This window comes from Aliivibrio kagoshimensis (assembly GCF_050337105.1).
GTDB classification, from domain to species: Bacteria; Pseudomonadota; Gammaproteobacteria; order Enterobacterales; family Vibrionaceae; genus Aliivibrio_A; species Aliivibrio_A kagoshimensis.
In genome coordinates this window covers 76,552-99,101 of sequence record NZ_JAKJSQ010000004.1, presented here as the reverse complement: position 1 = coordinate 99,101, position 22,550 = coordinate 76,552, and the positions used below count along the sequence as shown (strand labels likewise).

Genomic DNA, 22,550 nt, shown 5'->3' with positions numbered 1-22,550 from the left:
AATAAAGATGGAAAAACTAAGCAGGACGCAGCTCTAAAAGCGTGTGTCCTAGTCCAATATTATTTGTCTGTTCTGTCACCACAAATCCCGCCTCTTTAACAATCTCAAGAAAATCATCACTACGGTAAAAACGACTGTTACCATTAGCGAGACAAGTAAAGTATAGGGAGGTTGCGTTTAAACTGTGTGCTGCTGCTTCATATCGTTGAATGTCCCAAAACAGCTCTAGGATATACACTTTAGCATCATGAGCCATCGCCGCTCGAACGCGACGCAAAATATTCAATATTTCCATTGGAGAGAAACAGTCTAAAAATTGGCTCATCCACCACACATCCGCTCCGCTTGGTAAGCTTAAATCTGGGTCTAGCATATTGGTTGGGTGGCCTAGAATTCTACCTTCAAACCCCTGCTGCTTAGCATTAAGTAGAGCCATTTCGATCTGTTGTGGTAGATCAATGATCGTCACTTCAACATCATTATCGTATTTGCAGCACTCAAGGGACCATTTACCGGTATTACCCCCAATATCAAATAGTCGCTTAGGTTTTTCGGCAAAAATTTTATTTAACAGAATAGTAAAGGAGCGATCAGAGTAGAAGTGGTCGAACTTAAACCAGCTCTCTTTGGCTTTTTCTGGCAAGGTTGAAAGTCCTTCATAAATGGTTGGCCAATCACCAAGCTCTTTCAACCCAGAAGGTTCACCTTTTTGAATCGATTCAGTTAAGTGCTGCATAGCGGCATAACAGACGTCTGCAGTGAAGTCCATATTGGCTTCAGTCATTTTGTCGTGAGCTAAATAGTGACCAAGATTCGCTATAACGTAATTAGGCTTATTCCAAGTGACAATATAAGCACTGAGTGCCATGTCCAGCAATACTTTGACACCATATTCGGATACCCCACTCTGTTCGACCAGCTGCTCTGCAGATAAACCTTCAGAACCCGCGGTATCAAGCAAAGCAAGTATTCCGAGATCTCGTAAGGTTTTCGCCGTGTGGAAGGTGATTGGAGCAAAAGAGAGTTGCTGAGCTTGTGTTTTCGCTTCAAGCGCTGAATAGGGGTCTTTGTCGTAAAGAATCACTGCCTAGTACCTTATTATCAAAATTGAAATAGAATAAATCGCTGCTCAATATTCAAATCATATTAGCATTATGCTATTTTACCGCCAATACATTTTGTTTTTTCAATCGGTTAGCCTTATTGATGGTCTACATTTTTTACACAGAGAGTGTCACAAGTCATGATGCAGTTTAACATTAAGCAGTGGACGGCAACCTCTCCAGGCCTAGTAACACAGAGAGATTGGCTTGAATGGGCTAAAACGTCAATGCAGTGGCCAAAAGAAGCCGAAAAGCCACCCGTTGATCTTATACCAGCAATGATGCGCCGTAGAATGAGCACATTAAGTAAACTTGCCATTCAAACGGCACTCTCACTTAGTCAGCAGCATCCCATTGATTATATTGTTTTTGCCAGCCGTCACGGCGAGTTAACACGTACGGTGTCGCTGTTAGAAGATATCTTACAAGGTGAAGATGCCTCTCCAATGGCATTTTCTCAGTCCGTGCACAATACCGCGTCTGGATTGTTTACGATTATTTCAAAACTAACCACTTCGGTTAGCTCCATTGCGGCCTGTGAAGAGACGTTTCATGCCGCGTTAATTGATGCTCTCGCTTATCTTAACCAAAACCCGACTCATAATGTTCTGGTTATTAATTTTGATGAACCACTGCCTAATCAGTATGCTCAATTTGAGACAGATGACTATCAAGGATTTGCGCTTGGCTTCCTTATCGAGTCAGGCGAGCAGTACACTGTTGAAAGAGTGGGCAAACAACCTCTTGATGAAAACATCATTGGAGGGCCAACTAATGCACAGCCAGATGGTTTGCTGTTTATGCAAGGTATGTTGAATGCGTCAGAGCAGTGGATCATTGAAAGACCCCGTGCGGATTATCATTGGCATCAATTAAGCAAGAGCAGTTAAATCGATGAGTCAGTGGTTATTACTCCTAGGCCAGGCATGGCGAATTGTCGCTACAGGGGTGTGCTTTGCTATTTTTGGCATCGGTGCTCTCTGTTTGGCTTTTATTTTTGTGCCAATACAGACTATAACGGTTACCGATCAAAAGAAAAAAGAGCAAGTGGCTCAATCAATCATTCAAAAATCATTTCTGCTTTTCGCAAAAACAATGAGATTTTTAGGTGCTATAGATTATCAGTTTATTGGTGTAGAGACGTTAAAAAAAGAGAGAAACTGCCTAATCATAGCTAACCACCCAAGCTTAATTGATTATGTGTTGATTGGGTCCCAGCTCTCCCAATGTGACTGTTTGGTTAAAGCAAGTATATGGAAGAACTTCTTTATGCGTGGGATAGTTAAAGCTGCGGGCTATATTCCTAATATCAATCCAGAACAGCTGCTTGATTCTTGTAGCGAACGATTAGACGCTGGTAACGTGCTACTGATTTTTCCCGAAGGAACACGGACTAAAGAACAGGGTGAGAGAACACTACAACGTGGTGCGTCACAAGTTGCTGTCCGAACTCAAACTGATCTTAGAGTGATTCATATTACCGTCTCTCCCAGTTTCCTAACCAAAGAGAAGAAATGGTATCAAGTGCCTAAAATTAAACCAATGTTTACCGTTGAGGTAAAAGACAAAATAGAGGTGACTCCCTTTATTACTGAAGCGGATTCACTCTCTTTAGCAGCAAGACAGTTAAATAAACATGTAAAAAAAATACTTTTCCCATAAAATATTCACCAAGACAATTATTAAAATAAGTAGGTTACTGTGACTCAACTGCATACCGATCTAAAACTGCTCATTATTGAAGCGTTAAACCTCGAAGATATCTCAGTAGACGATATTGATACTGATGCCCCTCTATTCGGAGATGGATTAGGACTAGACTCTATTGATGCGCTTGAATTAGGGTTAGCTATTAAGAAACAATTTAATATCGTTATAGATTCTGATGACAGCAAAACAAAAGTACACTTTGCTTCAGTGGCTAACTTAGCACTGTACATAGAGGCAAATGGAACCACTAAAGGGTAGAAAAATGAACCAAGTAGATAATGAAGAAGTACTAAAGCAAGTCAGTGACGCTTTAGTTGAACTGTTTGATGTTGATATCGATGATATTACACCTTCTGCTCAGCTCTACACCGATCTAGATTTAGACAGTATTGACGCTGTTGATCTGGTCGTACACCTACAAAAAGTGACCGGAAAAAAAATCAAACCTGACGAGTTTAAAGAAGTAAGAACGGTTGATGATGTTGTGAATTCTGTTACTGCGTTGTTGCAGGAGAAGTAGTGCGCATCATTGCACTGCTGGCCGCAATTGCACTGTTGGCATACCCCTTTGCAGTCTATTATGGACTTAACAATTATGGTATGAGCTCGGTGGCAATGGTACTGGTGCTGTTGTTTACACTGCGGATATTTGTTGGAAGTAGCGTCCCCCTAAAAGAGCTGAAATATATCGCTTGGATAAGTGGTGTTTCAGGTGTGCTGTTAACCCTTCTAGGTATGATTTTTAAAGATGAAGGGTGGTTTACTTTCTACCCAGTTATTGTCAATTTGTTCATGCTGATATTGTTCGCAGTCAGTCTGTTTCAAAAGCAGAGCATGATTGAACGCTTTGCTAGGTTGCAAGACCCTGAACTGCCTGACAGTGGGGTGTTATACACTCGAAAAGTGACCATGGTCTGGTCACTCTTTTTTATTATTAATGGTTCAATCTCATTAGCGACTTGCTTCCTATCAATGGAGATCTGGACCTTATATAACGGCCTGATCAGTTACTTGTTGATGGGAACGCTTTTTGGTATTGAGTTTATAATTAGAAAACGAGTACAAGCCAGTGGTGCATGAAAAATATTTACCGTTAAATCGTTTAATGAACGAGCGTCACCAAACCATCGTTGCAACGCACCAGGGAAATGAGCAGAACTGGCAGCAATTCAAAACAGATGTCTTTGAGTTATCTCAACAACTATCGCAACATAACGAGCATAAATGGGCGATCTGCTTTCAAGACAGTTATTATTGTGCCGTCGCATTTATGGCCCTAGCTCATGCGGGGAAGCATCTGATTCTGCCAAGTAATTATCAGCCTGCAGCTCTAGAAGAGTTATCAAATCATTTTGATGCAACGCTCCACGATGGGATATTAACCAATCTGTTTAACAAGCCCGCCTATACACTCCCTTTAGTGCCCGTTACTGCAACCGAGGAACAAGTGACTCCGCATTTCAATGAGTTCAGCTTGGATGAGGTGGAATTAACCTTGTTTACCTCAGGATCCAGTGATACACCAAAACCAATTGAAAAAAGTGTATCGCATCTCAATAATGAAGTGGAACAACTTGAGGCGTTATGGGGGAAAACACTGAGTGACTCTAACATTTGCAGTACTGTGTCGCACCAGCACATTTACGGACTTTTGTTCCGAGTGTTATGGCCACTGTGTAGCGGAAGAACGTTCGACCGGGTTAACTTAGTTTATCCAGAGCAGGTGCTGTTAGAAGCTGAAAATAACCAAACGTTAATTAGCAGTCCTGCACTGCTTAAAAGAGTAGGGACCGCTGAAGGAAGTGGACAATATCGAGCTCTCTTTTCATCGGGGGGGCCATTGCCAGAAGAGGCAGCACTATGTTCACTTGAGCGTTTAGGTGTTCGCCCAATAGAGGTATTTGGCAGTACTGAAACGGGGGGTATTGCCTACCGTCAACAACATTCAAGCACCACTCCGTGGACTCTATTTCCCTGTGTGGAGGCGCAGATCAACCCCGAAGGCTGCTTGGCAATTAAGTCGCCGTTCGTTTTTGAGAAGCAGTGGTATAACACCAGTGATTACTGCGAACTGCTACCGAATGATCAATTTATGCTGAAAGGGCGAGCAGATCGGGTGGTCAAAATCGAAGAGAAACGTCTGTCATTAACTGAGGTGGAGAAACGTTTGAACCAGCTTTCCTCGATCGAAGAGTCAGCGGTGTTGACTTCGGATGATGAGAGTCGCACTATTTTATGCGCTGTTATTACATTAACACCGTATGGTCATGATAGAATCACACTTATTGGTAAAGGTAAGTTCTGGATTGAACTTAGAAAACAGTTGCGAGAGTGGTTGGAACCCGTCGGAATACCCCGAAAATTCCGGGTAGTTGAAGCGATTCCAACAAACAGTCAAGGAAAACGAATTAAACGAGACTTAGAGCGTCTATTCACGCTCTAACTCCTTTCCTTTGATGAATACACCGCACTGGTATGAAATAGAGATAGTAGTTATGACAAAACGCAAACCCACAGTGTTAACCACTGTAGAGATTGATGCGCAATCTGACGTTGCTTCGGCAATGAAAAAAGGGAAGGGCGTGATCCTAACTCTTCATATTGATGATGATATTGTCGATTTTAAAGGGCACTTCCCGCAACAGCCTATTCTTCCCGGTGTGACTCAAATTGATTGGGCTATCTATTATGCCGCTGGACTGCTTGGGGCTCCCACTCAATTTATGGGTATGGAAGTCATCAAATTTCAAAATGCGATACTGCCAAATCTGCGCTTACAATTGCATCTGTCATGGCTAGCAGAGAAAAATAAGCTCTATTTTCATTACCTATCAGCTGATGGCGTTCACTCTTCAGGACGAATCCTCCTTGGTGAAAACAATGGGTAATTTTAAACCCTGCTTTTTAGTCCCTTGTTATAACCATGGTGATAAAATCTCAACGGTTATCGACGCACTTAAAGAGCATGAGTACCACATTATTATTGTTGATGATGGCAGCGAACAACAGACGAAATCCGTTCTGCAACAGTACACGTCAAGTGACCGTGTCACGCTATTAACGCTTGAACACAATCTCGGTAAAGGCGGGGCGGTTATTGCAGGGATAAAAAAAGCCTATCAACAGTGTTATAGCCACGCTATTCAAATTGACGCTGATGGCCAGCATGATTTAACCTCGTTACCACAGCTCATTGAGGAAGCTCAAGCATTCCCTACGGCGGTTATTTCAGGGCAACCTGTTTACGATGAGTCGATCCCAAAATCCCGACTATACGGCCGTTATTTAACTCATGTGTGGGTATGGATTGAAACACTCTCCTTTACCATTCAAGACAGTATGTGTGGTTTTCGAGCGTATCCAATTGGTCCGACAATAAATGTTATTGAACGCAGTTATATTGGCCAGAGAATGGATTTTGATACTGAAATTCTGGTACGACTTTACTGGCAGGGTAACGATGTACGTTTTATTGATACCAAGGTGAACTACCCTGATGATGGTGTTTCGCACTTTGATGCACTGTGGGATAACGTGAAAATCTCACTCATGCATACGCGTCTTGTTTTGGGCATGTTACCAAGAATTCCATCACTGCTTAAGCGGACACCGGCAACCCCTCAACATTGGTCAAAACATGCAGAGCAAGGAACCATTATTGGTATCAAAACCTTGTTGGCTATCTATTCGACGTTCGGCCGAACCATTTTTAATTGGTTACTTAAACCCGTTATTGTTTTTTACTATCTGACGGGAAAAACCCCTCGAATTGAATCTGAACGTTATTTAGCTCAGCTCAATGAATATGCGAATACACACTCAATCTCTCTTGAGTATAAGACCAGTAGTTATCAACATCTGCTCTCATTTGGCCACACGATGTTAGACAAATTAGCAGCGTGGAAAGGGGATTTTAGTGATAAAAACTTGGTGGTGCATGGTATCGAGCACTACCCCGCTTTAATGGAAAGAGAGCGGGGTATCGTTTTATTAGGCTCTCACTTAGGAAATTTAGAGTTATGTCGAGCGTTAAGTCGTCGCCATCGTGGCTTAATGATTAATGCATTGGTGTTCACTGATCATGCGCTTAAGTTCAACTCTGTTATGAAAGCGGTTAACCCTGATTCTGAATTAAACATTATACAGGTATCCAATATTGGACCCGAAACCGCGATTTTATTGCAACAAAAAATTGAAAAAGGGGAATGGATCGTTATTGTTGGTGACCGCACTTCTGTCACTAAAGAGCAACGGGTGGTTTGGTCTGATTTTCTAGGCAAACCAGCACCATTCCCACAAGGACCATTTTTACTGGCTTCTATTTTGAAAGAACCGGTATACACACTTTTTGGTTTAAGGGATGAGAGTAAAGTGGAACCCACTTTTGATGTCTACTTTGAACCGTTTAAAGATCAAATAATTTTGCCAAGAGGAAAAAGAGAAGAGGCGCTGCAAACTGTCGTTGATGAATATGCTAAACGCTTGCAGCACTATACCCTAAAAGCCCCACATCAATGGTATAACTTCTTTAACTTCTGGCAGCTAACTGGAATAAAACATGACAAATAACAGTGATAAAACCGTCCTTTTCGGAGGTGAACGCCTTACTATTGAAGATGTAGTCGATATTGCAAATGGCTCAAAAGCGGTCATGAACTCTTCAGACGCATTTACATCAAAAATTGATCGTGGGGTGGCTTTTTTAGAACGCTTATTAAAAGATGACGGCGTGATATACGGGGTTACAACAGGTTATGGCGATTCATGTACCGTGGCAATACCGACAGATTTAGTGGATGAACTGCCGCTTCATTTGACCCGTTTTCATGGTTGTGGCTTGGGTGAAAACCTGGACATTCAACAGGCTCGTTCTGTATTGGCTACCCGTTTATGTTCACTGTCACAAGGGGTATCAGGGGTCACTCATGACTTACTAAATCAAATTGTTACTTTGATCAATCACGACATCACTCCTCGAATCCCGCAAGAGGGCTCCGTCGGTGCTAGCGGTGATCTTACGCCGCTCTCTTATCTTGCCGCAACGTTAATCGGTGAGCGTGAAGTTATCTATAAAGGTGAGATTAGACCAACGGCAGACGTATTTGCTGAGCTAAATATTAAACCCATTAAGTTAAAACCCAAAGAGGGGTTAGCGTTAATGAATGGCACCTCAGTGATGACTGGCTTAGCTTGTATCGCTTATAAGCGTGCTGAGTATCTAGCCAAAATGGCAACGAAAATTACGGCCATGGTGTCGGTTGGTATGCACGGTAACGATTTTCACTTTGACGAATCACTTTTTGCGGTTAAACCTCATCCAGGTCAACAGCAAGTCGCTAGTTGGTTACGTTCAGATCTACAGGCTGAAAGACCACCACGTAATAGTGACCGTTTGCAAGATCGCTACTCACTGCGTTGTGCTCCGCACGTTATTGGCGTGTTGCAAGATAGCCTACCGTGGTTACGCCAAATGATTGAGAATGAACTAAACAGTGCCAACGACAATCCAATCATTGATGGTGATAATGAACGCATACTCCACGGTGGTCATTTTTATGGTGGACACATTGCCATGGCGATGGATTCGTTAAAAACGGCAGTCGCCAACATTGCCGATCTGCTTGACCGTCAAATGGCACAACTGATGGATTATAAGTTTAATAATGGACTTCCATTTAACTTAACGGGTGCCGAGGGCAGTCGCAAACCGATCAACCATGGTTTTAAGGCAGTTCAAATCGGCATTTCGGCATGGACTGCAGAAGCGCTGAAAAATACGATGCCTGCAAGTGTGTTCTCACGCTCTACAGAGTGTCACAACCAAGATAAAGTGAGCATGGGTACTATCTCAGCACGAGACTGTTTACGTGTACTTCAACTTACCGAGCAAGTTACCTCGGCTTCGTTACTGGCGGCAACACAAGCATTGGTTTTACGCAAGCGTAATAACGAACTGGAACATTCGCACTTCAGTGAGTCATTACAGACTATGTTAAACGATGTGCTAGCAGAGTTTGAACCTGTGATTGAAGATAGACCTTTAGAGACGGATCTACGCCTGTTTATTGAACATATCCAACAACAAAAATGGACACTTTATTAAAATGAATGGTGCCAACGTATTAACTGCTGAGATAACGTTAGTTACCTCATTCAACGATGCAGACCCTATGGGCGTTATCTACCATGGTAACTATTTCCGATACTTCGAGCAGGCTCGCCATGAGCTAATGAGCAAGATCGATTACAGTTACCATCAAATGGTAGAGTCTGGATACAGTTGGCCAATCATTGATACTCGTGTTAAATATGTCAAAGCGGTCCCTTTTTGTCATGAGATAAGGGTCACTGCGACGCTTACTGAGTGGGAAAATAGGCTGAGGGTTGATTATGTTGTCTATGATGCAAAATCTGGCGTTAGAATGACCAAGGCTCACACTCTACAAGTGGCGGTCTCTATTGATGATGCTGAGATGTGTTTTGCTTCACCTAAAATATTTATCGATAAGGTTGAGAGTTATCATGCGAGCTTACAACAAGATTAAGCCCATCATGATGGGCTTGGCGTTGATCGTCTGTTCGATGAACAGCAATGCCATTACATTACAGTCGTTGCAGAACACTTTGTCACAACACGCTGTGGTTAGAGGTGATTTTTCTCAACAACGTGTTATGGCCCTTTTCTCAACACCACTCCTCTCAAGTGGCACCTTTCTTTTGGCTGATAATCATGGGCTTATTTGGCAGCAAAGTGTGCCATTTCCAACTCAACTTCGATTAACCAAAGAGAAACTTAGTCAATCATTTGATGATGGAGAACCGCAGATAATGACCGCAAAAGAGAACCCGATGGCGTTCTATTTTAGTCACATATTCCTCTCTCTGTTTCGTGGTGATACCGATCAATTGCATAAGGATTTTAGGACAGAGCTAAGTGGAGATGACCAAGAATGGACGCTCTCTCTTATACCTAAATCTGCGCCATTGAATGCGGTTTTTTCAATGATTGAAGTGACTGGTAGCAGTTACATTAGTCGTGTGCAATTAATAGAGATAAAAGGTGACAGCAGTATCATAAGCTTTAACAATCAGTCCTCGACGCCTATTGCACTCACTACAAAAGAGATCGCTGCTTTTGACTTTTGAGCGTATATATAAAAAAGTAGCCCTAATATGGTTGATGGTTGTGCTGCTGTCTTCCGGGTTATTAGTGAGTTTCTTTATGCAGTCAAACTCGCCAATAGAAACCAATATTCTGAAACTATTGCCAGAGAACAGGCAAGATCCGATTGCACAAGAAGCATTTAATCAAGTAACAGATAACCTTAGCGATAAAGTAATATTTCTGATTGAACAGCCCCAGAAATCAACAGACGGAACGAATATGATTGATGCGGCAGATGCATTTGTCATTAAGTTATCGACGCTACCCCTGTTCAAGCAGGTAACCGGAGTTATTAGCAAAGAAGATCAACAAGCGTGGGGAGACCTCTATTATCCTGCTCGAGCACAACTGCTCACGGCTGAACAACAATATCGACTGAACCATCAACCAAAAAATCAAGTTGAACACACCATTAAACAGGTATACAACCCTTTTGCTGGTGTAACCGCTAGCGAATTAAGTGGTGACCCGTTTCTTCTGTTTCGTGACTTTATGACACAGTTGAATGGCAACAACAGTAATATTCAATTAAAAGATGGTTACTTAACCGCCAAATATGAAAAGCGCCATTACCTCATTATTACGGCAACATTGGCCCATTCACCCTATCAATTGTCGTCGCAGCAACAACTTTCACAGCTAGAGGCGATTGAGAGTGACATAAAAAACGAGTATGACGTTGAGATCCTACATACTGGGGTGATCTTTTATGCTGCGTACGGTACACAAAGTGCCAAGGGTGAAATGAGTACCATCGGAGTCGGCTCACTCATCGGTGTTATATTTATCGTGCTCTTTATCTACCGAAGCACGTTACCACTGTTTTTAGCCCTGCTGTCCATCGGGACTGGTCTTGTGATCGCAACGGTATCAACCATCGTTGTGTTTGGAAACATACACCTTTTTAGCATGGTATTTGGGGCGAGTTTGATTGGCGTCTCTATTGATTACGCATTTCACTATTTAACGGATCGATTGGCTGCGGGCAAAACATGGAACGCTCAAGCAGGGCTCAAACAGATTTTTGCTGCGATTTTGTTGGGATTAATTACTAGTTTGATTGGCTATTTAGGCATGTTGATTGCCCCTTTCCCCGGGCTACAGCAATTATCTCTGTTTTCATCGGTTGGCTTGATTGCCTCTTTCCTCTGTGTTGTCTGTTGGTATCCTATCCTGGCCGCAGCACCACAAAAGCGACAAGTAGCTGCTACTAAACTGCCTTTTTCAAGAGTGATGAGTGTTTGGATAGCATTCTGGCAGAAAAAAAAGACCAAGGTGATACTGCCAACATTTATTGTGCTGCTTTCTGCTTTTGGCCTCTATCACGCACATTACAATGATGATATTCGCCAGTTACAAGCCATGCCGTCTTATCTCACGGATCAAGAGAAGCGGGTGAAGACCGTCACGGGGCTGGATAATAGCCAACAGATGCTGGTGGTTACTTCAGAAAAAAGTGCAGATGACCTGCTACAAAAACTGGCACTAATATCGGAGAAATTAGATCTTGAAGTGGAAAAAGGAACATTAAGCAGTTTTCAAAGTATCAGCCAATTTGTGCCTTCAGAAGCCGTTCAACAGAAGAATTATCAATTGGTTTCGGAACTCTACCTTACACAAGCTGAATTATTAAAAGAAAAGCTTGGTTTTAAGGTGGTGCCTCAACTACAACAACCCTTTAAGCTACTGACCATTGAGGATTATTTAGCCTCCAGTGCATCAGACGCACTGCAATTTATGTGGTTAGGAAGAGTAGATGATGTGTTTGCGGCGGTGATCACGACAGCGGGTGTGAATAGCAGCCAACAGTTAAAAACCTTTGCAAAAAACAGTGGTATTATCTATCTCAACAAAGCGGATGAAATATCAGAGCTGTTTTCTCAATACAGAGTGAAGGTGAGTGAATTACTGGTCATGGCATTTTTCACTATTTTTCTGGTGATGATTTGGCGCTATAACATCATGCGTGCTCTGTTTATCGTGTTACCACCAGCCATTGCAGGTGCTGCAGGTCTTGCGATAACCGCAGTAACAGGGGGAGACCTCAATTTATTTAATTTGCTCGCCTTACTGCTGATTTTAGGCATTGGTATTGATTACACACTCTTTTTTGCTGAACAGAAGCATGAAAAGAGCACACTTCTCGCCGTGACTCTTTCAAGCATAACAACCATTCTTTCGTTTGGGTTGTTGGCTTTAAGTGAAACACAAGCGATACACAGTTTTGGCGTCACCGTTTTAGTCGGGATTATCGTTGCTTGGGTCTTAGCGCCATTAAGCAAGACTGATATAAGCCCCAATAATAGTTAATATCCAAGGATTGAAGATGATAAATATTCCAAATAACAGATACTGTAAATGGATGGCCGTTTTATCAATAATAGTGATAAGTGGTTGTAGCTCGATGAAACAGAGCACAGATAGCCAGAATCAAGAGAGCCATTTTGTCTCACCGAGTAACCAGGTCGAGTTGCAAGCTGGTAAGTTTGTTTCACTTCCAACCGCGGCAGAATTTGGTTCCAATTTAAATGCGAGTCAGTTGATTACCGTTGATTGGAATGACCAACAACATAAACTGCCGGTTCAGTTGGAAGTTGATGCTGAAAAAGTAGTATTAGCTGGCTTCGCTTCATGGGGAGCGACACTGTTAAGCGTTACCTATGATGATCACTCATTTGAAACCTTCGTAATGCAAGGATTATCAGAGACTTTACCAGAGCCTAAACAGGTACTCTTTAATGTAATGGTCACCTTATGGCCAGTGGATACTTGGACGGATCGATTAAAAGAGATTAACTGGACACTGACTCAACATGGCGATCAACGCCTACTAAAAGATTCTAATGGTGACGTAGTGATTAGGATTGATTACGCCGCCGCACCCTATTTACAGGGTGACATTGTGATTACCAACGAAAATCTAGGTTATCGCATTACGATTAAAACCTACCAGTACCGTCATTAATTGTTTTGGAAAGTCGCCAATGAACAGTTCAAAACAACAGCCGACTATTTTTATTAATGGATGCGGATTTAACTCAGCTTTGGGGCATTCACCTGAGCAGATTACGGCTTGTTTAACACAGCAACAACCTGCAGACATGTACTGCGAGTCTGACTGGTTAAACAATGGGAAATCAACGGTGGTAGGCAAAGTAACCAGCCAATTACCTGAAATTTCAGACACAATGTTGATGCTGCATAAAAATACTCGGAACAACCGTTTGGCACTTTCAGCCCTTCAGCAGATTGAGTCCCTCATTGAAACGGCAAAATCTCAGTATGGGGCCTCACGGATAGGTGTCGTTGTTGGAACTAGCACATCGGGTATCTCTGATGGCGAAGTGGCACTCTCTCAACGTCTGGGTCAACAAGCCTTTCCTGATAATTTTCACTACCATCAACAGGAGTTAGGTAATTTAGGTCAATTTGTGGCTGATTATTATCAACTCACTGGTCCTGCGTACACTATCTCTACGGCGTGTTCGTCCAGTGGGCGTGCTTTTATATCGGCACAACGATTACTTAACATGCGGATGGTAGATGCAGTTATTGTTGGTGGATGTGACTCTTTGTGCAAGCTGACATTAAATGGTTTCAACAGTTTAGAAGCACTGTCTAATGTGCATTGTAATCCCTTCAGTGAAAATCGCGATGGGATAAACATTGGTGAATCTTCCGCATTTATGTTGCTTTCACACCAGGCCAATAAAAACCAGAAAAATGTGGCACTGTTTGGGGTGGGTGATAGTTCCGATGCTCACCATATTTCAGCCCCTCATCCAGAAGGCGACGGTGCGGTAGCGTCAATGCAAAAAGCGCTTCAAGATGCTGATCTTACTCCTTCTGAGGTAGGTTATATTAACGCACATGGCACGGCGACACCGCTGAATGATGCGATGGAAGCGAAAGCGATATATCGACTGTTTGGTGCCAACACACCCGTCAGTTCAACCAAACCATTAACAGGCCACACATTAGGTGCAGCGGCAATCACAGAAGCCGCTATTTGTTGGCACATCCTGCAATACGGACTCCCACTGCCCATACAGATAAATGATGGGCAAATAGGCGACGAACTGGCGGATATACAGCTTGTGCATCAAGAACAAGCGTTGAGAAAAAAAGCGATATTAAGTAACTCTTTCGCGTTTGGTGGTAACAACGTAAGTTTAATTTTTGGGATTGAGAATGAGCAGTAAACCGCAATACCCATCCATGTTAGAGCTATTACCTCATGATATGCCAATGGCGTTAATCAATACCTTGGTCAATGTGAGTGACATCAGTGTACAATGCCAAGTCACAATCGACAGTTCTTCTCTATTTTATTGCAGAGAGAATAAAACGATTCCTGGCTGGGTCGGCATTGAGTATATGGCTCAAACTGTAGCCGCATGGTCTGGTTACCATGCGTTGCAAGCAGGAAAGCCATCACCAATAGGTTTCTTGCTCGGTAGCCGTAAGTATGAATCTCACTGTCCAGCGTTTAGTGAGGGGATGGTATTACAGGTTTATGGCGAACAAGTCTTGGAAAATGATGGGATGGCCGTTTTCAGTTGTAGAATTGAGCATGAATCACATCTTTTGGCCTCCAGCCAGTTGAATGTGTTTGTCCCTACTGAAGAGAAATTGGAACAATTATTAACAGGTCAAAAGCGATGACTCGACACGTATTAGTAACAGGCGCAAGTAAAGGCATTGGCCGCGCAATCGCGGTACAGTTAGCAGCCGACGGATTTACCGTTGCTGTCCATTTCATGGGAGATGAGCAGGGAGCGCAACAGACATTAGACACCATTACGGAAGCCGGTGGCGGTGGTCGATTGATCCGGTTTGACATCAGTAATCGAGAGCAGTGCAGGGTAGAATTAGCAAAAGACATTGAACACCACGGTGCGTATTACGGTGTGGTCAATAATGCGGGTATCACACGCGATACCGCCTTTCCAGCTATGACTGAAGAGGAGTGGGATGGCGTTATTCATACCAACTTAGACAGTTTTTATAATGTGTTGCACCCATGCATCATGCCGATGGTTCGAAATAGAAGTGGCGGTAGAATTGTGACCATGGCTTCAGTGTCAGGGATTACCGGGAATCGAGGTCAAACCAATTACAGCGCGGCAAAAGCCGGTGTGATCGGGGCGACAAAATCATTAGCATTAGAATTGGGTAAACGTAAAATCACTGTTAACTGTGTTGCCCCTGGTCTTATTGACACTGGAATGGTTGATGATCACGTCAAAGAGCACGCGTTACCTCAAGTTCCATTAAGACGAATGGGAGAGCCTAAAGAAGTGGCAGGGTTAGTCAGCTATTTAATGTCCGATGTTGCGGCTTATGTTACGCGACAAGTAATATCAATTAATGGAGGTTTAGTATGAGTCGTCGAGTAGTTATTACGGGGATGTCGGGCGTGACCTCTTTAGGAAATGATTGGCCGAGTGTCGAAGCTAAACTCAAAGCGTGTGAAAATGCAGTGCAGTACATGCCAAGCTATGAAGAGTTTGATGGTCTGAACACCAAGCTGGCTGCACCAGTGACTGATTTCGAATTGCCTAAACACTATACACGCAAAAAAATACGTTCAATGGGGCGCGTCTCGCTGTTTGCCACTTATGCAACTGAACAAGCGCTAGCGCAGAGTGGTTTGAGTGGTCATGATGTATTGACTAATGGTGAAACAGGGATTGCCTACGGTTCATCAACAGGTTCAACGCCAGCAGTGAGCGCTTTTGGTGTGATGCTGAGAGATAAATCAACGAAAGATATAACGGCCACCACTTATGTTCAGATGATGCCGCATACGGCTGCTGTGAATGTCGGTCTTTTCTTTGGTCTTCGTGGGCGAGTGATTCCAACCAGCAGTGCCTGTACCTCTGGTAGCCAAGCGATTGGGTATTCGTATGAAGCGATCAAACACGGCTACCAAACGGTGATGGTTGCAGGTGGTGGCGAGGAATTATGTCCGACTGAGTCTGCCGTATTCGATACGCTGTTTGCGACAAGTCTAAAAAATGATCAGCCAAAAACCACGCCGAGTCCTTACGATAAAGATCGTGATGGGTTAGTGATTGGAGAGGGCGCTGGCTCATTAGTATTGGAAGAGTACGAACATGCGAAAGCGAGAGGTGCGACGATTCTTGCTGAGTTAGTTGGTTTTGCAAGTAACTGTGATGCGGCGCATGTGACACAACCTAAGATGGAAACGATGCAGAAGTGCATGGAGATGGCTCTTACGGACGCTAAACTTATCACTGCGGATATCGGCTATGTCTCTGCACACGGCACGGCCACAGAGCGTGGAGATATAGCAGAAAGTAATGCTACGTCTAATCTATTCGGTCCTAACATGCCGATAAGCTCGCTAAAAAGTTACTTCGGACATACGTTGGGGGCTTGTGGTGCTGTTGAAGCGTGGTTAAGCATTGAGATGATGAATAGCGGCTGGTTTAGTCCAACACTGAATCTAAATAACATAGATGAAAAATGCGGTGAGCTCGATTACATTACAGGTCAAGGGCGTGAACTCGATTGTGATTACATCATGAGTAACAACTTTGCTTTTGGTGGTATTAATACTTCACTGATTTTCAAGCGGTGCAAAGCGAATTGATCGCTCATTTAGCGAGATAAAAATAGAAAAGGGCATCGGTTACGATGCCCTTTTTTGTCTCTGCTGTTTTGAGATTAGTGGTTTAAGATCTGGCTTAAGAACAACTGGGTACGGTCTGATTGAGGGTTTTCAAAGAAATCAACTGGGTTATTCTCTTCGATAATTTCACCCGCATCCATAAAGATGACTCGGTCTGCCACCTCTTTTGCAAAGCCCATTTCATGCGTAACACATAACATGGTCATCCCTTCACTCGCTAACTCAACCATTACATCTAACACTTCACGAACCATCTCTGGGTCGAGTGCTGAAGTTGGCTCATCAAACAACATAATTTGTGGGTTCATACATAGAGAACGTGCAATAGCAACTCGTTGCTGCTGCCCACCTGATAACTGGCCAGGAAACTTGTCCGCTTGCTCAGGAATCTTAACACGCTCTAGATACTTCATTGCAATGGCTTCAGCCTCTTCTTTAGGCATTTTCTTCACCCAAATAGGAGCTAGTGTACAGTTCTCAAGTACGGTTAGGTGAGGGAATAGGTTAAAGTGTTGAAAACACATTCCCACTTCTTTACGCACTAATTCGATGTCTTTTAGATCTTCTGTAAGCTCGTTACCAGCAACATAGATCTCGCCTTTTTGGTGCTCTTCTAAACGGTTAATACAGCGAATCATTGTTGATTTACCTGAGCCAGATGGGCCACAAATAACAATCTTTTCGCCTTTTTTAACGTTTAGGTTAATGTTTTTTAGTACGTGAAATTGTCCGTACCATTTGTTCATGTCCTTTAGTTGGATCATGTAATCTTCTTGCTGCGTCATAATACGTCCTTGATGATCAATTCTATTATTCTAAAAACAAATTATCGTTTGTGACCGGTATTGAGCTTATCTTCTAGGAAAATCGAATACCTAGACATACCAAAGCAGAATACCCAAAACACTAACGCGACAAAGATGTAACTCTCCGTTGAGAAACCTAGCCACTCTGGATCGGTGTTTGCGGCTTGACCAATACCAAGAACATCAAACATACCGATGATTAACACCAGACTGGTATCCTTAAACAGTCCGATGAAGGTGTTCACAATCGAAGGAATCGTGATTTTCAATGCTTGAGGCATGATAATAAAGGTGATTTTTTTCCAGTAGGAAAGCCCTAATGCATCAGCGGCTTCATACTGTCCTTTTGGAATCGCTTGTAACCCACCTCGAACTACTTCTGCCATATAGGCGGCACTGAACATCACCACACCAATTAAGGCTCGTAGCAGTTTGTCCATCTCTGACCCGTGTGACAGGAACAGAGGAAGCATGACTGATGCCATAAACAGCACGGTGATCAGTGGAACACCACGCCATATCTCAATGTAGACGGTACAGATACTACGGATTATTGGCATCTCTGAACGTCGGCCTAGGGCCAGCACCACACCAATAGGCAGGGAGACCACAATACCGACGATAGCAATCACCAAGGTGATCAGTAACCCTCCCCAAAGATGGGTATCAACTACAGGCAGGCCAAATACGCCGCCATAAAGAAGACCAGCTGCGAAGAAAGGGAAGATATTCACAAACACTAACCAAATAATGAATTTTTTTGGAGTATGTTCATAAGCCAATAGCACAACAAAGACAGCAAGCAGCGCAAAGAAGAGTTCGGCACGCCACAATTCAGCTTCTGGGTAGAAACCAAACATAAACTGTTCAAAACGAACGCTGATGAATACCCAACAGGCGCCTTCTTTACTGCATGCGTCTCGAGTGGTACCCACCCAATCTGCGTTAATAAATGCCCACTCCGCAATCTCCCATAATGCACTAACAATCAAAAATGCTAATACAAGGGTCATTACTGAGTTAAAAATAGAACTAAATAGATGTTTCTTTGCCCAGGTTACCGGTCCAACTGTGTTAGATGGTGGCGGCAAGTCGGGTTGAAATTGATGTATGCTCATATTATCTCTCCACCAGCGCCACTTTACGGTTATAGATATTCATCAACATAGACGTGACCAAACTGATCGTTAGGTAAACGGCCATAGTCATTAAGATGATCTCGATTGCCTGTCCAACCTGATTCAATGTTGTTCCGCCAAATACGGACATCAAATCTGGGTAACCAATTGCCATCGCAAGGGAGGAGTTCTTGGTTAAATTAAGGTATTGACTGGTTAACGGTGGAATAATGATTCGTAGTGCTTGAGGGACAACCACAAGCTTGAGCGTTCTCTTTTTAGGTAAACCTAGCGCCATAGCCGCTTCGGTCTGTCCGTGACTAACGGCATTAATACCAGAACGAACGATCTCTGCAATGAAGGCTGCAGTGTAAACACTTAACGCTATCATCAGTGCTGCAAGTTCAGGAATGAAACTGTAACCACCTTTGAAATTAAAGCCTTTAAGAGCGGGGTATTCGATTGAAATTGGCATCCCTGAAATGAAATAGGCAACCAGTGGTAGACCTAAAATCAGACCTAGGCTTACGCTAACAATCGGAGACTGTTGACCGGATAATTCCTGCTTCTTGTGCGCCCATGAACGGTATATAAAAGCACCAACAAGACCAATGACTAATGCAATACCAATCAGCAGTGATCCCGATTCGAAAATTGGCTTTGGTAGAAATAGACCTCGAACGTTCAAGAAGATCGCTTCACCAATGCTGATACTCTGTCGCGTTGACGGTAAGCTTTGGATAACGAAATACCAGAAAAAAATCTGTAATAAAAGTGGGATGTTACGAAAGATCTCAATGTATACTGCTGCTACTCGGCTGATTAACCAGTTTGTAGAGAGTCGGGATATCCCGATAAAGAAACCCAGAAAAGTAGCACAGATAATTCCTAGGAAAGAAACAACGAGTGTGTTGATTAATCCGACATAAAATGTACTTGCGTACGAGTGAGATTCATCATATTCGATAAGGGAAAACCCAATACCAAAACCTGCTTTTTCACTTAAGAAATCAAATCCAGTGGCAATACCACGAGCATCAAGATTGACTAATGCATTGTTCACAATGGTATAGAAAAAATAGACTAAACCAATGATTGCGAAAAATTGGAAAACGACAGAGCGAAAAGTAGGATTGTATAGGAGACTTTGGTTTTTTTTAGGGGCAGATTTTGAATCAGCCTGTAGTTTAGACGTCATAACGGCTACAACCTCAATTCCATTTGAAAAAGGGGGTGAACTCTCTTTCTTTAAAAGACGAAAGCCACCCCATAGTATTTATAATTATTATTGTATATTAACGAATTGGTGGAGCGTACATGAAGCCACCTGCATTCCATAGTGCATTCACACCACGAGCAATTTGCAGAGGAGAACCTTTACCTACTGTACGTTCGAAGCTTTCACCATAGTTACCAACTTGCTTGATTACCTGGTAACCCCAATCGTCACGGATTCCTAAACCTTTACCTTTTGGTCCATCAAGACCAAGTAGACGACGGATGTTTGGATCTTTTGAATCCTTCATCTTGTCAACGTTTGCAGAGGTTACGCCAAACTCTTCAGCATTTAGCATTGCATTTAATGTCCACTTAGCAATGTTAAACCACTGGTCATCACCTTGAATAACAACAGGGCCTAGAGGCTCTTTAGAGATAATTTCTGGTAGTACTTGCGCAGAAGCAGGATCTTTCAAGTTCAAGCGAAGTGCATATAGACCAGATTGGTCAGTGGTTAATGCATCACAACGACCAGAATCAAATCCTTTAGACGTTTGAGCAGCAGTATCAAATACTACTGGCGTATACTTCATTCCTTTAGTACGGAAGTAATCTGCAAGGTTCAACTCAGTAGTCGTACCAGATTGAACACAAACAGATGCGCCATCTAGTTCTGTAGCACTCTTAAGTCCAAGCTCTTTTTTGACCATGAAACCTTGACCATCGTAGTAGTTAACACCGACGAAGTTCAAACCAAGAGCCGAATCACGGTGTAGAGTCCATGTTGTGTTACGAGATAGAACATCAATTTCACCAGACTGAAGAGCAGTAAAACGCTCTTTTGCAGTCAGTGGAACGTATTTAACTTTTGATTTGTCACCTAGGACAGCAGAAGCAAGTGCTTGACAGTACTCTACGTCAATACCTTCCCATTGGCCTTTTGAGTTGGGGTTAGAAAATCCTGGTAAACCAGTACTCACACCGCACTGAACAAATCCTTGTTTCATTACTTTTCCTAGTGTCCCTTCTGCTGCCATAGCATTACTTGCTATAAGTGCAGATGAAGCAGCTAGTGCTGTAAGTAGTACTTTCACTTTCTTCGCCATTTTATTCTTCCTGTATTATCCATAATAGGGATCGAGGTATTGCTGTTTTATTATGCTTGTACCAAAGGTTATAACTAAAAATTGGTTCGCAATACCTGATATCCAACTGGATGCTTATAGTCACTTCTCTAAGGGTCACTAACTACGCATCGACAATTAAACCTACAACAATGTTATTAGTTTGTGAAATGCTGTTATTTTTTATGAAAGGGCTTGTTAAGCCAGCGTTTTTAAAATATCCAGTAACATATGTAGGTTTTACATAATAAATGTAGAACATAAAACTGCTAAAAGCGAAAGGCTTGAGATAAATATTTTTTTTATATTATCCTGTTTTTTTTATCATCGTCGTAATTTTGAGCGGTGAAACGGAAAAACGTGACAGGATGGTGAATAGAGTGTGACCTAACTAAGGTTTGTTCTTGCCTGAATTTTAATCAGATCAACACTTTTAGAGCGATTGGATTTTATTTTCTAGCAGGCTTAATTGTTTGTAAAATGTGCGATATCTTCAGTTTCTGCAAAAAGTAGGATTATTAATTCACTGAAAATGCATATGTATGCGATATTATTGACTGAAGAAGATAAATAATGATCTGCAGCATTTTATAAACTAAATGAGGAATACTCACGGGCTTCTAAAACGGCTATTAATGGAGGTTATGAATACTGTATGATGCCAAAACAAGTGGTTAACAGTTGAAGGTATAATGAGATATTTTCCAATATTTTTTGATTTGAACGGCAAGCAAGTCCTCGTTGTTGGAGGTGGAGAAGTTGCCAATCGAAAAATTGAGATGCTGGTCCGTTCTGGGGCAAAAGTGACCGTTGTATCACCTCAGATTGAGCCTTATCTTCAATCTCTTGTTAAGCTCGAAAAGATCGTGCACGTCAAAAGTTTCTATCGTGAATCATTGTTAGATAATGACTACGTACAAGTGTGGGCAACCACAGACAGTTCAGAAATCAATCACCAAGTTTACCGCGACGCAACAGCCGCTGGAATCATGACTAATGTCGTGGATGATATCGAATTTTGTGACTTTATAACCCCGTCAATAGTAAACAGAGGTCAAATTCAAGTTGCGATCTCCAGTGGCGGTGCTTCACCTGTTCTGGTTCGTTACCTTCGTGAGCTATTGGAAACGCAAATACCGCAAAATGTGGCGTTATTGGCCGATTTCGCTGGTAATAAACGCTCTGAAATCAAAAGATTACTTCCCAATGTCAATCTTAGACGCAAGTTTTGGGAAACCTTCTTCAGAACCCCCACTGTAGAGCACGCCACCAAATTACAGCAGCTAGAGCAAGCTTATGGCTTACATCTCAATCAAGAAATCAGTGAAGGTGCCAGCAGAAATTGGATTGAAATCGGTACAGATCCTGAAATGTTAACCCTCAAATCATTGCGCCTGATGCAACAAGCAGAGCTTATTCTCTATCAATTAGGGTGTAAGGAGGTCTTTGTTGATTTATGTCGACGCGATGCTGAACGATATGGCTATAAAAATGAAAACCAGTTGATTGACCAAATTAAACAGGCAGAACAGAAGGGCTTACGTGTCACTGTTTTGCTTAAAAAAGGTCAACTTATCAGCAGTTCAGTACTTCAAACTTACATGGCACAAGAGATCTTTATTAAAACGCAATAACTGCTTTACAATCA

23 protein-coding genes are annotated in these 22,550 nt (G+C 42.5%); 18 read left to right on the top strand and 5 right to left on the bottom strand.

Annotated elements, in window-relative coordinates; translation table 11 throughout:
• Positions 1-16: 16 nt before the first annotated feature.
• Positions 17-1,084, bottom strand: a complete 1,068-nt coding sequence (locus L4C32_RS02240; protein ID WP_428195225.1) for a methyltransferase — start codon at positions 1,082-1,084, stop codon at positions 17-19.
• 159 nt (positions 1,085-1,243) lie between these two features.
• On the opposite strand from L4C32_RS02240, the gene L4C32_RS02235 reads away from it, so the two are divergent.
• From L4C32_RS02235 to L4C32_RS02155, 17 genes are all read left to right on the top strand, one after another.
• The gene (locus L4C32_RS02235) at positions 1,244-1,993 is read left to right on the top strand and encodes a beta-ketoacyl synthase chain length factor (RefSeq protein ID WP_428195224.1); all 750 of its coding nucleotides are present in this window, start codon (positions 1,244-1,246) and stop codon (positions 1,991-1,993) included.
• 4 nt (positions 1,994-1,997) lie between these two features.
• Entirely contained in the window at positions 1,998-2,765 is a 768-nt protein-coding gene (locus L4C32_RS02230; RefSeq protein WP_428195223.1) for a lysophospholipid acyltransferase family protein, read from the top strand.
• A gap of 39 nt (positions 2,766-2,804) precedes the next feature.
• Positions 2,805-3,071, top strand: coding sequence for a phosphopantetheine-binding protein (locus L4C32_RS02225; RefSeq protein WP_428195222.1), 267 nt, complete (start codon positions 2,805-2,807; stop codon positions 3,069-3,071).
• Positions 3,072-3,075: 4 nt separating this feature from the next.
• Positions 3,076-3,333 (top strand): acyl carrier protein, encoded by a 258-nt coding sequence (locus L4C32_RS02220; protein ID WP_428195221.1) that lies wholly within the window; start codon positions 3,076-3,078, stop codon positions 3,331-3,333.
• Positions 3,333-3,893: a COG4648 family protein gene (locus tag L4C32_RS02215; protein ID WP_428195220.1), complete on the top strand. Its 561-nt coding sequence runs from the start codon at positions 3,333-3,335 to the stop codon at positions 3,891-3,893. The genes L4C32_RS02220 and L4C32_RS02215 overlap by 1 nt, the downstream gene beginning before the upstream one ends.
• A gap of 25 nt (positions 3,894-3,918) precedes the next feature.
• Positions 3,919-5,256 (top strand): AMP-binding protein, encoded by a 1,338-nt coding sequence (locus L4C32_RS02210; protein ID WP_428195291.1) that lies wholly within the window; start codon positions 3,919-3,921, stop codon positions 5,254-5,256.
• Between the two features lie 52 nt (positions 5,257-5,308).
• Positions 5,309-5,701 (top strand): ApeI family dehydratase, encoded by a 393-nt coding sequence (locus L4C32_RS02205; RefSeq protein ID WP_428195219.1) that lies wholly within the window; start codon positions 5,309-5,311, stop codon positions 5,699-5,701.
• Positions 5,694-7,382: a glycosyltransferase family 2 protein gene (locus L4C32_RS02200; RefSeq protein WP_428195218.1), complete on the top strand. Its 1,689-nt coding sequence runs from the start codon at positions 5,694-5,696 to the stop codon at positions 7,380-7,382. The genes L4C32_RS02205 and L4C32_RS02200 overlap by 8 nt, the downstream gene beginning before the upstream one ends.
• A complete protein-coding gene (locus tag L4C32_RS02195; protein ID WP_428195217.1) occupies positions 7,372-8,916 on the top strand; it encodes an HAL/PAL/TAL family ammonia-lyase in 1,545 nt (514 codons plus the stop codon). Before L4C32_RS02200 ends, L4C32_RS02195 begins: the two co-directional genes overlap by 11 nt.
• A 1-nt stretch (position 8,917) precedes the next feature.
• Entirely contained in the window at positions 8,918-9,358 is a 441-nt protein-coding gene (locus tag L4C32_RS02190; RefSeq protein WP_428195216.1) for an acyl-CoA thioesterase, read from the top strand.
• Positions 9,336-9,959: an outer membrane lipoprotein carrier protein LolA gene (locus L4C32_RS02185; protein WP_428195215.1), complete on the top strand. Its 624-nt coding sequence runs from the start codon at positions 9,336-9,338 to the stop codon at positions 9,957-9,959. Before L4C32_RS02190 ends, L4C32_RS02185 begins: the two co-directional genes overlap by 23 nt.
• A gap of 76 nt (positions 9,960-10,035) precedes the next feature.
• Positions 10,036-12,288 (top strand): MMPL family transporter, encoded by a 2,253-nt coding sequence (locus L4C32_RS02180; protein ID WP_428195214.1) that lies wholly within the window; start codon positions 10,036-10,038, stop codon positions 12,286-12,288.
• A 94-nt stretch (positions 12,289-12,382) separates the two neighbouring features.
• Positions 12,383-12,943 carry a DUF3261 domain-containing protein gene (locus L4C32_RS02175; protein ID WP_428195213.1) on the top strand — a complete coding sequence of 187 codons (561 nt, stop codon included), beginning with the start codon at positions 12,383-12,385 and terminating at the stop codon, positions 12,941-12,943.
• Positions 12,944-12,962: 19 nt separating this feature from the next.
• Positions 12,963-14,180 carry a beta-ketoacyl-[acyl-carrier-protein] synthase family protein gene (locus tag L4C32_RS02170; RefSeq protein WP_428195212.1) on the top strand — a complete coding sequence of 406 codons (1,218 nt, stop codon included), beginning with the start codon at positions 12,963-12,965 and terminating at the stop codon, positions 14,178-14,180.
• On the top strand, positions 14,170-14,643 hold the full coding sequence (locus L4C32_RS02165) for a hotdog family protein (protein WP_428195211.1): 474 nt from the start codon (positions 14,170-14,172) through the stop codon (positions 14,641-14,643). The genes L4C32_RS02170 and L4C32_RS02165 overlap by 11 nt, the downstream gene beginning before the upstream one ends.
• Positions 14,640-15,365: a 3-oxoacyl-ACP reductase FabG gene (gene fabG / locus L4C32_RS02160; protein WP_428195210.1), complete on the top strand. Its 726-nt coding sequence runs from the start codon at positions 14,640-14,642 to the stop codon at positions 15,363-15,365. Before L4C32_RS02165 ends, fabG begins: the two co-directional genes overlap by 4 nt.
• Positions 15,362-16,597 carry a beta-ketoacyl-ACP synthase gene (locus L4C32_RS02155; RefSeq protein WP_428195209.1) on the top strand — a complete coding sequence of 412 codons (1,236 nt, stop codon included), beginning with the start codon at positions 15,362-15,364 and terminating at the stop codon, positions 16,595-16,597. Before fabG ends, L4C32_RS02155 begins: the two co-directional genes overlap by 4 nt.
• A 74-nt stretch (positions 16,598-16,671) precedes the next feature.
• Here L4C32_RS02155 and L4C32_RS02150 read toward each other — a convergent pair whose 3' ends face one another.
• From L4C32_RS02150 to L4C32_RS02135, 4 genes are all read right to left on the bottom strand, one after another.
• Complete coding sequence (locus tag L4C32_RS02150) at positions 16,672-17,421, bottom strand: amino acid ABC transporter ATP-binding protein (protein ID WP_428195208.1); 750 nt, start codon at positions 17,419-17,421, stop codon at positions 16,672-16,674.
• 41 nt (positions 17,422-17,462) lie between these two features.
• Positions 17,463-18,560: an amino acid ABC transporter permease gene (locus tag L4C32_RS02145; RefSeq protein ID WP_428195207.1), complete on the bottom strand. Its 1,098-nt coding sequence runs from the start codon at positions 18,558-18,560 to the stop codon at positions 17,463-17,465.
• A gap of 1 nt (position 18,561) precedes the next feature.
• A complete protein-coding gene (locus L4C32_RS02140) occupies positions 18,562-19,758 on the bottom strand; it encodes an amino acid ABC transporter permease (protein WP_428195206.1) in 1,197 nt (398 codons plus the stop codon).
• Between the two features lie 97 nt (positions 19,759-19,855).
• Positions 19,856-20,884, bottom strand: coding sequence for an amino acid ABC transporter substrate-binding protein (locus tag L4C32_RS02135; RefSeq protein WP_428195205.1), 1,029 nt, complete (start codon positions 20,882-20,884; stop codon positions 19,856-19,858).
• 710 nt (positions 20,885-21,594) lie between these two features.
• Here L4C32_RS02135 and L4C32_RS02130 point away from each other — a divergent pair.
• Positions 21,595-22,536 (top strand): precorrin-2 dehydrogenase/sirohydrochlorin ferrochelatase family protein, encoded by a 942-nt coding sequence (locus L4C32_RS02130; protein WP_428195204.1) that lies wholly within the window; start codon positions 21,595-21,597, stop codon positions 22,534-22,536.
• Positions 22,537-22,550 lie beyond the last annotated feature (14 nt).

Coding starts and splice junctions, on each gene's coding strand:
- L4C32_RS02205 (WP_428195219.1), top strand. CDS start 5,309: ATGACAAAACGCAAACCCACAGTGTTAACCACTGTAGAGATTGATGCG.
- L4C32_RS02135 (WP_428195205.1), bottom strand. CDS start 20,884: ATGGCGAAGAAAGTGAAAGTACTACTTACAGCACTAGCTGCTTCATCT.
- fabG (WP_428195210.1), top strand. CDS start 14,640: ATGACTCGACACGTATTAGTAACAGGCGCAAGTAAAGGCATTGGCCGC.
- L4C32_RS02150 (WP_428195208.1), bottom strand. CDS start 17,421: ATGACGCAGCAAGAAGATTACATGATCCAACTAAAGGACATGAACAAA.
- L4C32_RS02140 (WP_428195206.1), bottom strand. CDS start 19,758: ATGACGTCTAAACTACAGGCTGATTCAAAATCTGCCCCTAAAAAAAAC.
- L4C32_RS02200 (WP_428195218.1), top strand. CDS start 5,694: ATGGGTAATTTTAAACCCTGCTTTTTAGTCCCTTGTTATAACCATGGT.
- L4C32_RS02175 (WP_428195213.1), top strand. CDS start 12,383: ATGAAACAGAGCACAGATAGCCAGAATCAAGAGAGCCATTTTGTCTCA.
- L4C32_RS02130 (WP_428195204.1), top strand. CDS start 21,595: ATGAGATATTTTCCAATATTTTTTGATTTGAACGGCAAGCAAGTCCTC.
- L4C32_RS02155 (WP_428195209.1), top strand. CDS start 15,362: ATGAGTCGTCGAGTAGTTATTACGGGGATGTCGGGCGTGACCTCTTTA.
- L4C32_RS02165 (WP_428195211.1), top strand. CDS start 14,170: ATGAGCAGTAAACCGCAATACCCATCCATGTTAGAGCTATTACCTCAT.
- L4C32_RS02145 (WP_428195207.1), bottom strand. CDS start 18,560: ATGAGCATACATCAATTTCAACCCGACTTGCCGCCACCATCTAACACA.
- L4C32_RS02180 (WP_428195214.1), top strand. CDS start 10,036: ATGCAGTCAAACTCGCCAATAGAAACCAATATTCTGAAACTATTGCCA.
- L4C32_RS02235 (WP_428195224.1), top strand. CDS start 1,244: ATGATGCAGTTTAACATTAAGCAGTGGACGGCAACCTCTCCAGGCCTA.
- L4C32_RS02170 (WP_428195212.1), top strand. CDS start 12,963: ATGAACAGTTCAAAACAACAGCCGACTATTTTTATTAATGGATGCGGA.
- L4C32_RS02195 (WP_428195217.1), top strand. CDS start 7,372: ATGACAAATAACAGTGATAAAACCGTCCTTTTCGGAGGTGAACGCCTT.
- L4C32_RS02185 (WP_428195215.1), top strand. CDS start 9,336: ATGCGAGCTTACAACAAGATTAAGCCCATCATGATGGGCTTGGCGTTG.
- L4C32_RS02210 (WP_428195291.1), top strand. CDS start 3,919: ATGAACGAGCGTCACCAAACCATCGTTGCAACGCACCAGGGAAATGAG.
- L4C32_RS02220 (WP_428195221.1), top strand. CDS start 3,076: ATGAACCAAGTAGATAATGAAGAAGTACTAAAGCAAGTCAGTGACGCT.
- L4C32_RS02190 (WP_428195216.1), top strand. CDS start 8,918: ATGAATGGTGCCAACGTATTAACTGCTGAGATAACGTTAGTTACCTCA.
- L4C32_RS02230 (WP_428195223.1), top strand. CDS start 1,998: ATGAGTCAGTGGTTATTACTCCTAGGCCAGGCATGGCGAATTGTCGCT.